Annotated in this window: 12 protein-coding genes and 1 riboswitch; all 12 genes read right to left on the minus strand. The window is 48.2% G+C overall.

The window, feature by feature from the left end; all coding sequences use genetic code 11:
• Positions 1–15: 15 nt before the first annotated feature.
• The 12 genes from ACEN8J_RS17595 to ACEN8J_RS17650 all read right to left on the minus strand — a co-directional run bounded on the left by ACEN8J_RS17595 (position 16) and on the right by ACEN8J_RS17650 (position 13890).
• Positions 16–435 carry a hypothetical protein gene (locus ACEN8J_RS17595; protein WP_165150009.1) on the minus strand — a complete coding sequence of 140 codons (420 nt, stop codon included), beginning with the start codon at positions 433–435 and terminating at the stop codon, positions 16–18.
• Positions 436–780: 345 nt separating this feature from the next.
• A complete protein-coding gene (locus ACEN8J_RS17600; protein ID WP_039272474.1) occupies positions 781–1638 on the minus strand; it encodes a MetQ/NlpA family ABC transporter substrate-binding protein in 858 nt (285 codons plus the stop codon).
• A 202-nt stretch (positions 1639–1840) separates the two neighbouring features.
• Positions 1841–2512 carry a methionine ABC transporter permease gene (locus ACEN8J_RS17605; RefSeq protein ID WP_039272472.1) on the minus strand — a complete coding sequence of 224 codons (672 nt, stop codon included), beginning with the start codon at positions 2510–2512 and terminating at the stop codon, positions 1841–1843.
• Positions 2505–3230, minus strand: coding sequence for a methionine ABC transporter ATP-binding protein (locus ACEN8J_RS17610; RefSeq protein WP_449292555.1), 726 nt, complete (start codon positions 3228–3230; stop codon positions 2505–2507). The genes ACEN8J_RS17605 and ACEN8J_RS17610 overlap by 8 nt, the downstream gene beginning before the upstream one ends.
• 139 nt (positions 3231–3369) lie before the next feature.
• Entirely contained in the window at positions 3370–4161 is a 792-nt protein-coding gene (locus ACEN8J_RS17615; protein WP_039272469.1) for an energy-coupling factor transporter transmembrane component T family protein, read from the minus strand.
• Positions 4136–5587 (minus strand): ABC transporter ATP-binding protein, encoded by a 1452-nt coding sequence (locus ACEN8J_RS17620; RefSeq protein WP_165150005.1) that lies wholly within the window; start codon positions 5585–5587, stop codon positions 4136–4138. Before ACEN8J_RS17620 ends, ACEN8J_RS17615 begins: the two co-directional genes overlap by 26 nt.
• Positions 5587–6183: an ECF transporter S component gene (locus ACEN8J_RS17625; protein WP_029517589.1), complete on the minus strand. Its 597-nt coding sequence runs from the start codon at positions 6181–6183 to the stop codon at positions 5587–5589. The genes ACEN8J_RS17620 and ACEN8J_RS17625 overlap by 1 nt, the downstream gene beginning before the upstream one ends.
• Positions 6184–6433: 250 nt before the next feature.
• Positions 6434–6543: riboswitch (TPP riboswitch) on the minus strand.
• 43 nt (positions 6544–6586) lie between these two features.
• Positions 6587–7384 (minus strand): TatD family hydrolase, encoded by a 798-nt coding sequence (locus tag ACEN8J_RS17630; RefSeq protein ID WP_449292556.1) that lies wholly within the window; start codon positions 7382–7384, stop codon positions 6587–6589.
• A gap of 20 nt (positions 7385–7404) precedes the next feature.
• On the minus strand, positions 7405–10014 hold the full coding sequence (locus ACEN8J_RS17635; protein ID WP_495593795.1) for a polynucleotide kinase-phosphatase: 2610 nt from the start codon (positions 10012–10014) through the stop codon (positions 7405–7407).
• Entirely contained in the window at positions 10011–11462 is a 1452-nt protein-coding gene (locus ACEN8J_RS17640; protein ID WP_165150001.1) for a 3' terminal RNA ribose 2'-O-methyltransferase Hen1, read from the minus strand. Before ACEN8J_RS17640 ends, ACEN8J_RS17635 begins: the two co-directional genes overlap by 4 nt.
• A 21-nt stretch (positions 11463–11483) precedes the next feature.
• On the minus strand, positions 11484–12302 hold the full coding sequence (locus ACEN8J_RS17645) for a nucleotidyltransferase domain-containing protein (protein WP_318628253.1): 819 nt from the start codon (positions 12300–12302) through the stop codon (positions 11484–11486).
• A 19-nt stretch (positions 12303–12321) separates the two neighbouring features.
• Positions 12322–13890: a limonene hydroxylase gene (locus ACEN8J_RS17650; RefSeq protein ID WP_495593796.1), complete on the minus strand. Its 1569-nt coding sequence runs from the start codon at positions 13888–13890 to the stop codon at positions 12322–12324.
• Between the last annotated feature and the right edge of the window lie 180 nt (positions 13891–14070).

Raw genomic sequence — 14070 nt, forward strand, 5'->3', positions numbered from 1 at the left:
ATTTCATTTCCCCCTCTACCATAGGCCTCCAGCCAGCATTGTGAAGCGTATAAATACAATTTCATTCCCATCCTTAAGTGCCAAAGGAGCATCCAGTTCAATAGTTTCCTCGTCACACACAAAAACTCTGTATAAACCATCTTCAAAAGCCTGCATCGCTGTGTTCACAGCATCCTTAATATCCGGGACACCATCATTATATACGGAACCGAATCCTACTTTGCCTATCTCGCCTTGTGCCTCAACTTCCTCTCCCGTGAGGAATGGAATCAGCGCGACACTCTCCTGCTTATCCCGCAGCTTTTGAACATTCAAAGCAACGGTTGCAGTAATCAAATCTCGCAATGTTTTTGGAGCAGGACTCAGTTCTATTTCCTGTCGTGCGAGTGCGGGCTTGCGTTTTCCCAGACTTTTTACAGTTACAAGCAGCTTCATGTCGTTCCCCTTCCTTTTTATTCACGCTTTTGACCCGTTGTCAGCTGAATTTTTTGACCCATTTAAAACACCGTTAACGAAATCGAAAACGAATGTTTGTTCGTATATTTATTTTAATAGGTTCCTTATCATTACTCCATCACCCTTTATGACCAAAATTCATAATGCTGTAATACACTAAAATCTTAAAAAATAAGACTTTGTACCCTGATTTCGATGAAATTTATCCATATTAAGGATGAAAAAGAAAAAAACCTGCACAAGGGAGACCATCTGCTCTTCACAGACTTCACTCCATTATACAGGTCAAATATCATCATAAATAATGTTTCAATACTTATTTAATTAAAATGCTGGAACAACGCTATCCTTGTAATTGTCCTCAAAAAATTTACGCACTTCCGGTCCGGTCATTCGCTTTGCCAGCTTTTGAATGGCATCGGAATCTGCATTATCCTTACGCGCTACCAGATTAATGGCAAAGTGCGTATCGTCTTTTTCGGTAATCAGCGCGTCCTTCTTCGGTGTCAGACCGAGCGGCTTGGCATATGCGGGATACATGGCAGCCATGTCCACATCATCCAGTGAGCGCGCCAGCATCAACAAATCCACTTCTTTAAACACAAACTTTTTCTTATTCTCAATAATATCAGCCTGTGTAGCATTATAGCCTACGCCTTCTTTAAGCTTGATCAAACCGTTTTGCTCCATCATTACCAAAGAACGTCCTGTATTGGCCGGGTCATTGGCAATGGCAATAGTCGCACCTTCGGGCAGGTCTTTAACGTTCTTGTATTTTTTGGAGTACGCACCATAAATGGCGTTGTAAATTGGTTTTATCGCTACCAAATCAGACTTGTTGCTTTCATTATATTGTTGCATAAAAGGAGCATGCTGAAAGAAGTTAGCATCCACTTCATGGCTTGCCAATGCGTTGTTCGGTTGGATATTGTCTGAAAGCACGACGATTTCCAGATTGACTCCGTCCTGTTTAAGCAGCGGCTTCACGATATCCAGCACATCTGTCATCGGTGGGATGAGCGTCGCTATTTTCAGGGTCACTTCTTTTTGGGAAGTCGCTTCTTTAGACTGTGTTTCTTGTGTAGCCTGCTTTTGACCACCGCATCCGGCAACCAGTAGCATAACGACAGCAAATAGTGTAAGTAATTTCAAGTTCGTTTTCATGTTGTTTTTCCGACTCATTCGATGTGGAACCTCCAAAATTAGTTGTGATCGGGAAGATAAAAATGAGTTACAGCATAGCCGCTTCGCGTGCAGATTGTTCTTCCGATCGCTGACGCTTCTCCAGAACAATTCTGCCCGCTCCGCTTTGGAGGCACTGTAAAGTCATTTTTATTTCCCATAGTGGGCGGTGCAAGTGTTAATGAAGAGATTCATAAACCATTTACCGCTTGTCGATCCGGCGGGATATGGTGCTTCCAGTGAACTGGATCGTTTGTACGAAAATAATCATGACGACGATGGTGAACGCCATCAAGCCTGTTTCAAAACGCTGGTAACCGTAGCGGATGGCAAAATCGCCTACCCCGCCACCGCCCACAATGCCCATCACCGTGGAGTAGGAGATGAAGCTAATGGTGGACGTGGTCAAACCCAGTACAAGCCCAGAACGAGCTTCCACGTACAGAAATTTGAAGATAAGCTGAAGAGTGGATGCCCCCATAGAAGTAGCGGCTTCAATTACACCCTTCGGCACCTCAAGCAATGATTGCTCCACCAGCCTCGAATAATAGGCGATGGCCACCACTGACAAGGGAACCGTAGCAGCCATCGTACCCAGCGCCGTCCCTACGACCAGACGTGTAAATGGAATCATAAACACGACGAGCAGCAAAAACGGGAACGAGCGAATGACATTGACCACACTGTTCAATAGGGTGAACAGCAGTCGATTTTCATATTTTTGCCCTTTGCCGCACAAATACAAAATCGTTCCTGCCGGAAGCCCTAACAGTACAGCTGCTGCGATAGAAATCCCCACCATAATAAACGTCTCTCCGATGGCTTTCCATATCTCAGACTGATATTGCGCAATGATGTTCAGCATTTCATTCATCAGCTTCACCTGCTTTCGCTGTTGAACCTACCGCAGCGTCAGCTACACGTTGCGTGGAAAGCAGCTGTCCATCCCGCATTTCTGATACGTGGGTACAAATGTTGCGTACCACGTCCATATCGTGCGTTACAATTACAATGGTAACTCCCAGTTCACGGTTGATCTCCCGTAACACGCCCAGAATATCCGCGGTCGTCTGCGGATCAAGCGCCGAGGTCGGCTCATCACACAGCAGCACCGCAGGTCGATTCGCCAGCGCTCTGGCTATCGCTACACGTTGCTTTTGGCCTCCGCTCAATTGTGCCGGATACTGTTCTGCTTTATCAGCTAAACCGACGAATTGCAGGCATTCGCGCACACGTTCTGCTCTCTCTTTTTTCGCGACACCTGCCAGCTCCAACGGCATTGCTACATTTCCACTGACCGTCCGATTGTGAACAAGATGATAATGCTGAAAAATCATCCCTATGGATCGCCGCGCTTCACGGAGACGTTTTTCCGGCATGCGAGTCAGATCTTCCCCGTTCACAACCACGTTTCCCTCATCCGGCCTTTCCAATACATTCATCAACCGGAGCAAGGTAGACTTACCGGCACCGCTGGCACCTATAATACCGTGGATTTCCCCCTTCTCCACTTGAAGGGACACGGATTGAACCGCATGAAATTGGCCGCTTGAGGTGGTATAATGCTTGTTTACCTGATGCAGCGTAATCATGAAACCTGGCCTCCTGATGATCCATTTCTCAGGGAAAATGTAATAAGCCCGCCAGCCCAGGCGGGTCTGTACGAGCCGTCAATTCCCATTGCATTAATATACCACAGAGCAGAAAACGGGCAAAGCCTTTTGACAACAATTAACGTACATCCCACACCCCTACATAAGGAAAGCAAATCCCAAGTCCCCAAGCCAGCGTAAGCATGACGACAAAATAGAATATGAATACAATATCTATAGCCGAATAGCCGATCGCATAATAATACGTTCGCTTGGTTTCATTGGTAAAACCCTTGGCTTCCATAGCAATAGCAATGCGCTGGGCACGCCGAATACTTTGAGCGAGTAGCGGAATCGCATACCTGCGAAGCGTGGCATACATATTCCATTTGGACACATGCTGATGTAAACCTCGAATACGGTGGGCTTGTCTCAATGCCTGGAATTCCTCCACCATCATAGGCATCAACCGCATGGCTGCCAAAAAGCTGTATGCATACTTCGGAGGGAGCTTCCATTGCTGCATCAGTGAATAAAAAAGGTCCACTGGACGAGTCGTTAAACCAAACAACAAACCTACCGCAGCCATACTCAGCGCACGAAAGCCCAGATGCATGCCTCGGTAAAAGCTTTCCTGCGTCACATGGATCAAGCCCCATGTCCACCAGGTCGTCACCCCTTTGCCGAACATCATCATGCCCGTTGAAGTTGAAATAAACACCAATATAAAGGGAGACCCGTATAGCAGCAGCCTCTTCCATGGATGGCCTGACCAGACAAGCAGCAACAGCATAGCACACGCAACATTAAACATGACATTCGGATCATGAATGACTATAACGACCACAAACAGGATGGAAAACATCACGAGCTTTAGGCCCGGATTCACGCGATGCAGCCATGTTTTATGATGGGGAAAGGACAGGTTCATACTGTAGTTCCCCTTTCTGAATCCGCCATGTATCGGTACAATATCGACGGACAATTTCCGGGTCATGGGTGACCATCACAATGGCCGTGCCTGCCGCTCTCAGCTGCTCCAACATATCCAGCATGACAAAGGTATTACGCGCATCCTGCCCAAAGGTCGGTTCATCGAGCAGCAGCACTTCCGGCTCACGAATCATAGCCGTAGCAATACTCAACCGCCTTTTTTGGCCTAACGAAAGCTGATACGGATGCCGCTCGTCCAGCCGCTCCAGTCCGAACTGTACGAGCATCCGATCGACCCGTTCCCGGCACTGTTCAACGGTATACAAGCTCTTGGGTAACGAATACTCTAGTTCCTTTCGTACGGTATGCGCTACAAATTGCAGCTCGGGATTTTGAAACGCGAACCCGATACGCTCTGCCAGTTGTTCTGTACTGCCTGCCTCAATTCCGCGCACGCTATAACGTCCCTGTGTGCGAAGTAAGCGCATCATGGAGAGCAGTAGCGAGCTTTTGCCAGCCCCGTTTTCACCAACCACGCCAATCCAGTCGCCAGGCTTCACCTGCGCATGCTCCACATAAATCACTGAACTTAAACCGCGGAGGCCGCTAAAATGTTCCAGCTCCAGCACATCAGTCCCCGCACCATTCTGTTGCGTCACTGCTTCACTCCAACGTGGCGAAGACGCTTCATTCCATACTCCCGGATACCACACGCCGTACTCGGACAATGCCTGCCGGTGCACATGAAATACTTCTTGGGCCCTTCCATCTGCAATGATCTCCCCTTGAGCAGAAAGCACCACAATCCGATCCACATCATGGACAATTTCATTAATTTTATGCTCCACAATCACCAGTGTCTGGTCTACCGAAATGTTGCGAATGGTATCCCACACCTGTGTAGTGCCTTCCTCGTCCAACAAAGCCGTGGGCTCATCCAGAAAAAGCACTTCTGGCTCCATAGCCAGCACAGACGCAATCGCCAGCCGCTGCTTCATTCCCTGTGACATGCTGCCAATGGGCATATGTATATCATCCGTCGATAGACCCACCTGTATCAGCAGCTCGCGAATACGGGATCGCATCTGCTCCCGGGGAACCTGATTATTTTCCAACACAAAAGCCAGTTCCTCATCTGCATATGACATACAGAACTGCGTATCAGGATCTTGAAATACAATACCTGAGACACTTGGGATTACAGCAGCATCGCATTTCATAGGCACTTCTATCGTGCGTGGAATCAGACCGCTTAACACTTGGAGCAGTGTTGATTTACCGCATCCACTCGGTCCCAGTAGCAGCAGCTTTTCCCCCTTGCGGACAGACAAAGACATATTGTGAAAAAGCAGCTCTTGCTCACCGGGGAATTTCAACCGTAGCCGGGTGATCGAAGCCACCACATCTTCGGTTGCCCGGCTCATCAATCCAGCCCCTTATAATCTTGTTCCGTTGCAGGCCTCAAACTTCGCGTGACTCCGGTTACCTCCAATGCCTTAGCCAGATAGAACGCGAATACCCCGGCAATCACAATACTGCCAATCATCCGAAATCCAATATACAATACATAGTTCCAAGTCGATAGCTGATCAATATACCCGTAGCTGAAGTCTAAAATCAGAGAAGTGACAGCCGCCCCAGCCGCAGCTAGCGAAGCAACCCACAGGTTTGCGTTCCGATACAGAAAAGCCGCAAAAAACAGCTCCGCTCCCAAGCCTTGCAGCAGGCCATAGTACAAGGTGGACATACCCCATTCGCTTCCCAAAAAAGCACTGACCGTTGCCGCTGCCACCTCTGCCAAAATCGCAACACCCGGCTTGCGAATGATGAGATAAGCAAACGTACCTGCCATAAACCACATGCCATACATCAGTTGCTCGGCGTGTAGACCCAATGGTTTCATCAAATCATAGGCAGGTCCCCATATTTTGTAGATCAACCCGAACACAACAGCGATCACAATCGTGACCAAAATATCCGTCAGTTTCAACCCTTTGGACGCTCTTACAGCAGTATTCATTATTGCCTGCTCCCCTTTTTCCTTATAGTTGGCCTCTTGGCCATGAAAAAAAGCTTGTCTGGAGCTGAATCTCCAGGCAAGCTTTATGCGCAGTAAAAGGTGAAGCACCATACAAAACATCATTCGTCGATATGCCTTATATAACCAGTAGTCTAAACTACTACACTGATACCCAGCCAAGTCAGGATCAAGGTAAAATGCTAGGACATACATTGAATCTATCGACAACCGCAAAAAAAAGCGGCATTCCTGTATAGTGTTCTTGGTTTCTCTACGCTGGCATTACCCAGATCAGATTTCACGGTCAGTGGCAAGGGCCACCCTCTCAGCCTGACTTTCTCAAGCTCCCGACAATGCTTTTTAATTCACTATAATATATACCACATCTATGGCTTTGACAATCCTATAATCCGAAGAAACGTTTAGCCGTTTCCGTCGTCGCGATTTCGATCTCCATCATGCTTCGACCTGTACATTCGGCTATCGTAGCAGCAATGTGAGCGAGATACATGGGCTCATTACGCCCTTCTTTAGGCTTCACAGGCAAATTACGCGGGGTCAAAAATGGAGCATCCGTTTCAATCATCAGACGGTCCAAGGGAATATCTCTGACCAGTTCACGCAGATGCTTCCCCCGCCGTTCGTCGCAAATCCAGCCGGTGATTCCGATATACAGTCCCATTTCTACATACGTACGCAATTCCTGTTCCGTGCCGGTAAAACAATGCACTACCGCTTTATCGACAAGCCCTTGATACTCCCGAAGCATAGCGACAAAGTCCTCATGTGCATCTCGTTCATGCAGAAATAACGGCATTTTCAGCTCACCCGCCAGTTGGATTTGCTCGACAAACCATCGGCGCTGCACATCACGTGGCGAAAAATCACGGTTATAGTCCAATCCGCATTCCCCTATGGATACGACCTGCGGCTGACCCGCCAACTGGCGGAGCTGCTGAATCGTGTCTGCACTGCAGTCTTTGGCATCATGGGGATGCACGCCAGCTGTCGCATACAGCTTGCCCGGATAACGCGCTGCATACTGAGAAGCTTCCCGACTGCTGCGGACACTGGTCCCGGTAATAATCAGCGGTGAAATCCCTACAGCCGCGGCTCTCTCTACCACCTGTTCCCGATCTGCATGAAACGAACGATGCATCAAGTTCACACCAATATCAATTAACGGTGTACCCCTTTCCATCTCAATCCCTCCCTCGCAAACTACAATCTTGGATCAATCGGCTCTGATTCCAGAGATAGTGCGGCAAGGACGCATTCATGAATACGATCTACCGTATCCTTGCGGACAAAACGTTCCACGCCTTCCATACCAAGCGCTCCTTCCATCAGGGCATGACGCTCCTTTTTGTTCGTTCGACGCTGCTTCAGACGCTTTAAATTCTCAGGGGCAAGATAATCCATACCGTAAATGATGTGCAAATACTTCCGGCCTCTCACCTTGATTGCAGGCTGAATCATCTTGTCCCGATTTTTCATCAAAAAGCGTTCCGGCTTGATCACAATCCCCTCATGACCATCCTCTGTCATCTCGTTCCACCAACGAATGACCTCTTCCTCGCTTGCTTCGTCCGTGATCACGCGATACTCTGTCTCCATAAACAGGGAAGACAGCCCAGCCAGCTCCCGGTTTTGCTCCATATGCCAAATATGAGAATGGTCGAAAAAAGTCTTTCCGCTGTGTGCCAGCGTATGAAACGGTGCGATACGAATCTCATCCAGACCGTCCACATCCCAGCAATATTTTTGAAAAGCCTCTTGAAACGTCACGGCATTCGCGTACTTCTGTTCCATTTCCTCCAACCAGTCTCCAACCTCTCGGCCCGCAACCTTCGCCTGCTTCAGCTTGTCTACCAGCTTACTGCGATCCAGCAGAGCTGCTTCACCCACATGCGCATACTGTGCAGCAATCAATTCCCGAGCCTTGAGATTCCACGGTACAATTTCCGCATCCAGCAACACAAAATCCGTCTGGTTCCGTTCAAAATATCCGGCAGTCCGTAGATCCACATTCAGCTTTTCCAGCACTTGCTTCCCAAGGCTTTGTTCAAAGAAAGCTCTCCCGCTCCGACTGTAGATCGTGCCCAATGTCGGGTAGCCTACATACTCGACAGCGGCCTGTTCGTTTTTGAATAATAGCAAAATAGCCCGGCTACCCATATGTTTTTTCTCGGCCACCATCGTTTGTACCCCTTGCCCGCGATAATAAGCCAGCGCTTCACGCGGATGCTCCAGATAACCTTCCTCTGCAGACACCGCTGGAGCAGGACTCATGGTCGGTGGAATATACACCAGTTCCTCTATCGGTACTGTCACATGTGACACGGCATCTATAGCGGTTTTGACCGATTCTCCTTGAACGCGCACTTCGCCATACGATTCCGTCAGTACACTGTAACCAGCGATGAGCTTGCGTAAATTCGGCGGGGAAAACCGTTTTCTCTGCCACCGGACAAGTGGGCTATCGGGATCATTCGCATAATTCTCATGTGCCGGAACGCTGACAAATTCCTTTTCCGGAAAACGATAAGCGGTTAGCATACCGCCAAATACCACACCCTGATCAATATTCACCGTCTGATTCACAAGGGTAGGCTGCGGTCTAGGATCATGTCCCCATACTACTATTTCTCCCGATTCATGGTCTACGAACCAATCTTTGCGGATTGGTTTTCCGTCTGCATCCTGTCCTTCCGTATCTCCATAACGGCAATAATCAGAAATACGTGCCGACTGTTTGCCGATAAAATGATCCTTAATCCCCGCATGAGCCACGACCACGTGTCGCAATCCATTCCTGCCAAAAATAAGATGTGAGGGTGCATGTAGCAGAAAATCCCTTAACTCGCTTCTAAGCTGTTCCGCCGCTGCCTTGCCCGCTTTTTGTTCATACTGGGCCAGTTCCTCTGCAAATCGTTCATCCCCATGACTGAGAGTCACCTTTCTTCCATCAAGGTAACGGCCGATTTTCCAGCCATGATTGCTGTCAATCATATACGCTAGTCCAGCATCCACGTGCTTTTTCCAGAACTGCACCGCTTGTAACGATTTGGGGCCACGGCTCATCACATCCCCGACAGATACCAGTCTTCTGCCATCTGGATGATGGTATAGTCCTTCCGTATCTTCCGTATATCCTAGCCGCTCTATCACTTCCAGCATCTCACGGTAGCACCCATGGATATCACCAATGATGTCAATACCTGAGCCAATCTCATGAAACAGTGGCTGCGCACGGCGAACAAAATTCATTTCTTCTATATCCTTAAGGATATAGCAAGCGTTAAAGCCTTCCTCACGGATCCCACGCAGGTTCCGCTTTAACAGCTGTGCCTGCTGCTTGACCCGTTGGCGGCTACGCGGATGCTCCCTGCCTAAATCACGTTCCAGCAGCACAGCTTCGGATACATCCAGTACCAAAGCCATTACAGGAACATGCGCCTTGGCTGCCAACTGTACATATTTTTGACGGTCCTCAGCATACAAATGGGTGGCATCCACAACCGTCAGCTTATTCAAGCGACAGCGCATAGCCAGAATCGTATCCATCGCCTCAAACGCCTTGGCTGACATTTGCTGATACTCATAGAACAGTACGTCCGATTCCAGTCTTGGAAGTCCACTCCAGTCTATAAATTCCGTATCTCCGACCAGCTTGCGAAAATGATCCGAGGATACCACTTCTGTCTCCAGCAGAATCCCTTCGCTCACCAGCTTGTCTAATAATGTGGTTTTCCCACTGTTGGAGGCCCCCACCAACACAACCAGTCCAGCATGCGGTAAATGAATCGTACGTTTGGATGAATTGCTCATGCTTCCTTCTGCTCCTTTCTGCGCGTAAATATAGCCATTTGGGTCGGTTGTCCAAAGCCTTCGACCTCTTCTCCGATCCCCTTCAGCGCTACCGAATAAGGAGCTTCCACAATCCACTGCTCACATCGTTCCTGAAACTCGCTTCTACTCCATTCAAAACGGTGATCGCCATGCCGCATCTCTTGCTGATTCATACGATACACTTCATTATATTCACGATTGGGAGTCGTCACGATCAGCACGCCCGGCTGATACTCCGTTACAATCGTCTTCATCACCCGGTTCAGACGATGCTCATCCACATGCTCAATGACCTCACATAGGATCATCACATCTTTTCCCCGCAATTGTTCATCATAATAAAAGAGAGAGCCCATCATGGGTGTAGGACTGATCGCATCGGCATGCCTTTCCAGCTTGTTAAAACGCTCCACGGCTCTCAACTGTGCATACGCAGACGGCTCCACCGCCCAAATCTCTTCAACGCCCGTCATTCGGGCCATCCGAGCCGATAGCTTCCCTTCCCCTGAACCCAAATCTACGATTTTCTGTCTGCGAGGCAGCTTGCGAATTACGTCCATAATAGCTTGATACCGCAGCTCATTTAGCCGTACTGTAGGCTGTTGCTTCCCTTCCTCATGTGGCTGTTCTGGCTGTTGAATCTGTTCGTGCTTATCCTTTTGAGCTTGGACAGTATCCTTTTCAATATGTTTTTTAATACCTATTTCATCACAATCAGATTGCTCAAATTGCTCAATCAGATTGGTAAAACGAAGCGTGCGTCGAATGATAAGCTCGCGTAGCGGATGCGCTGACAGCCAGCCTTCACCGTAACGTCTCAGCTTGTCAAACTCTTCTTCACTGATATAGTAGTGCTTATAGTTATCCAACACCGGAATCAACAGCAATAACTGACGTAGCGCATACTGCACCGTCTGATGGCCACTTAACGTGACATATCTGACAGTGCTTCGATTTTTCAGCTGAAAAGAATAGTCTGCTTCCCCTCGTTCTATGTCCACTTGATAGCCCAGCGGAGCAAATAGTCCCTCCACCACAGAATCCGGTAAATCCGAAGCAACAGGCCCAAACGATAACTCCAGCGCGAAAGGATGCGTCACCCATTCTGCATACTCTTCTTTGGGTTTGCCGTTCAGTGCCGTACCAAGCGAGCCACGAATATAGGTGCAAAATAAGCTGCTGGTTACAAACTCCCGGTCATTAATATATTGTGTAATATCATAGCTATCTGGACTGTTTTTGACCAAATCTATCGAATCTGGCGAAGCCTGAATGACGATTTCTGCCTCTTCCTCGGTAAACACGGTGTACACCATGCGTACACGCGCACCCTTTTCCGTGCGATCATACGTATTGTAAGGATTTTTGGCAAGCAAGTGCGAAATCATCCCAGCATTGTTTCCGGTTGCTTTTAGCGTGATGTGCATACTCTACTTCTCCTTCCCAGCTTATACTTTCCATACTTCATTCACCGCAGCGCGGAACATATCATCCAACTGCTGATCACGTCCACTCTCCATATGCTGAAGCAAGGGCGCCTTTTGTTCAAAATAAGCAATTTGCTGCTGGATAAAATCATTCACCACCGAAAGCTGTGGCTCCACATCCAGCTCCTCGCCCGCTTTTTTACGATCAAGCAAATGTTCGATCACCTGATAAAGTTCGGTATGTGCCGGAATGAGTTCCTCTAGCAATTCTACGAATTCCATTGGAGGCATGCTGTTGTGACGTTCAATCCAGCTACAGGCCAGCAACGGGCGCAGCACGTAAAAATACTTTTTAATCTTCACCTGTTCTCCCTGCAAATAATCCCGATAATTTCCCCGCGCCATATTCAGATAATGGTACATGCAGGACTTCGGAGAGAAGGTTAACGGCGAGATCGCACGAATCTGATCAGCCACTGCATATTGCTCCAGATAGGAAATCGGAGATTGCAGCCATTCCAGCAAAGGCGGATTGGATTTGCGAAACAATTGGAGCGCCTTTTTTAAATCCCAGCCGTTTATATCCAGCAAATCGCTGATTGGCCGTTCAATCACATCCCGCTTATCAAAAATAGATAAATACCATTCTATGGGTCTTACATAGATAAATCGTACATCATAGTCACTGTCCTGTGAAGGAAACCCCCACGCCCGACTACCTGATTCACAGGCGTATACAATGCGCACCTGCTCCGCTTGCTCCAACGCGCGCAGCTCACGCAAAATCGTCTCACGCATTTCCGGTTGAATGAAACCCTGCCCATGCTTCACATCCGTCATGTTGTTCCCTCCCTTATCATTAAAGTATTTCCCGAATCTGTTCTCTAATCGACTCCTCCGTTTCATCTATCGATAAGCGGCGAAGACGCTCTGTCGTTTCCTCTCCCCACATCTCAGAAGGCCATTCCTTGAGTACATGAAGCGCTGCATGACGATTGGAGGTCACCGGACTCCAAAGTCCGGCAGCAACTAGCTCTTGTCCCATTCCTTCGTAAGAAGACAATAGCTGAAGCAAAATACCCAGACATTGATGCGCTTCATACTCCGGTCCAAAGCCCGGCACATCAGCAGGACCAGAAGAAATTTCTTCCAGAGGCAAGTGCTTTTCTGCAAAAGCCACCAGCTTACGAGCCCGCTGTTCATCCTCTGTCTTGATGAGTTCAAAGTATAGATTAGGCTTGACTGGATATTTACTTAATTGATCAAATAGCACGGGCCATACATCTAGTGCTAGCATTCGAGCTACGCGAATGGCGCAGTGGAGATGCGGTGAATCTGCATACTGCAGTTCCTGCTCTACCGGCTTCACCCACTGCGGATCGTCCATCATCTGCTGGCATATTGACGCGTAACGTTTACGTAATTCCGGCGTCCATTCATGCTCATAACGTGCCTCCCATGAATCGTCTTCTTCATCGAGAAAATCCGCAATATCCATGATGATCGTAAAATGCTTCACAGTCGTACACATGGTCTTAGCATGGCGAAGGTAGTTGCCTATGACCATAGTGGCATGCTCATAATCGTCTATACTTTCCGCAGGTCCGCCTGCTGCCAGCAAAGCCGATAGAATATCACCCGCCCCGTCAAACAACTCCTGATCAATGTGCGGTACAGCGATGGCTGTATGCAGTTCGCCTTTATGAGCACACTCATAAGCAAGATACTCATACATGACATTGTTGCGGAATCCTTCCCTTAATAACCAGTCACGTATTTCCTGCCGCGCAGGCTCCAGCCGTTCTACTACGTGAATACGTCCCCAGCCATGTACCTGTGAGGCTAAATTATACAATTGTTCGTTGGCCTGCTCCGAAATATTACGGATAGCTACAGCTGCATATAGCGTGAATTCATCATGCTTGGCTAGTGTTAAAATAAGTTCGTGGTGCTGATCCGTCTCCAGTAATCCAAGCAGCGCAATACCGACCTTCACCACATTGCGATGTGCTCCGTGTTCAGCCAGCCAACGTGCTTCCTCATACAATCGATCCGGCTGAATTGCTGGATGCTCGCGCACCGCATCTAGCAGCGGATCAATCAGGCTGAGCGCATTTTCCTCCATCAAGCGTACATACGTCTCACGTCTCGTCTTCATCCCTGGCTTGCGGCATTGTCTGGACAACAACTGCGCCAGATCCTTAATTTTGTCAGTCTCTCCATCTCCGACAGCGCCATGATGCCCAAATGCTCCATCCAATCCTCCTGCCACCCAACGCATCGTGTGACCTGCCCAATATTCTTCATCATCTGGTAAATGATCATCCGTAAGCCTGCCCTGAGGGTCCAGTCCCTGCTTAATCGTTTCATAAATCGAAAGCTTACCTACCCATGGATATAACACTTCATTTTTGCGTCGTCCAAACATGTTGCATCACCCTTCTGTTATGTATTGCTTCTTATTTCATCGTGCTATCTTATACTCCTATGATGCTTTATTTTGGAAGTCGTGAACATGGTGAAAGTATTACAAAGATGAATAATTTCCCTTTTTCCTGCATCCCTTCCCTGTTAGAATAAAGGGATACTTGCTTTCGGAGAACGGCAA

Source organism: Paenibacillus sp. Paensp38 (genome assembly GCF_059491915.1).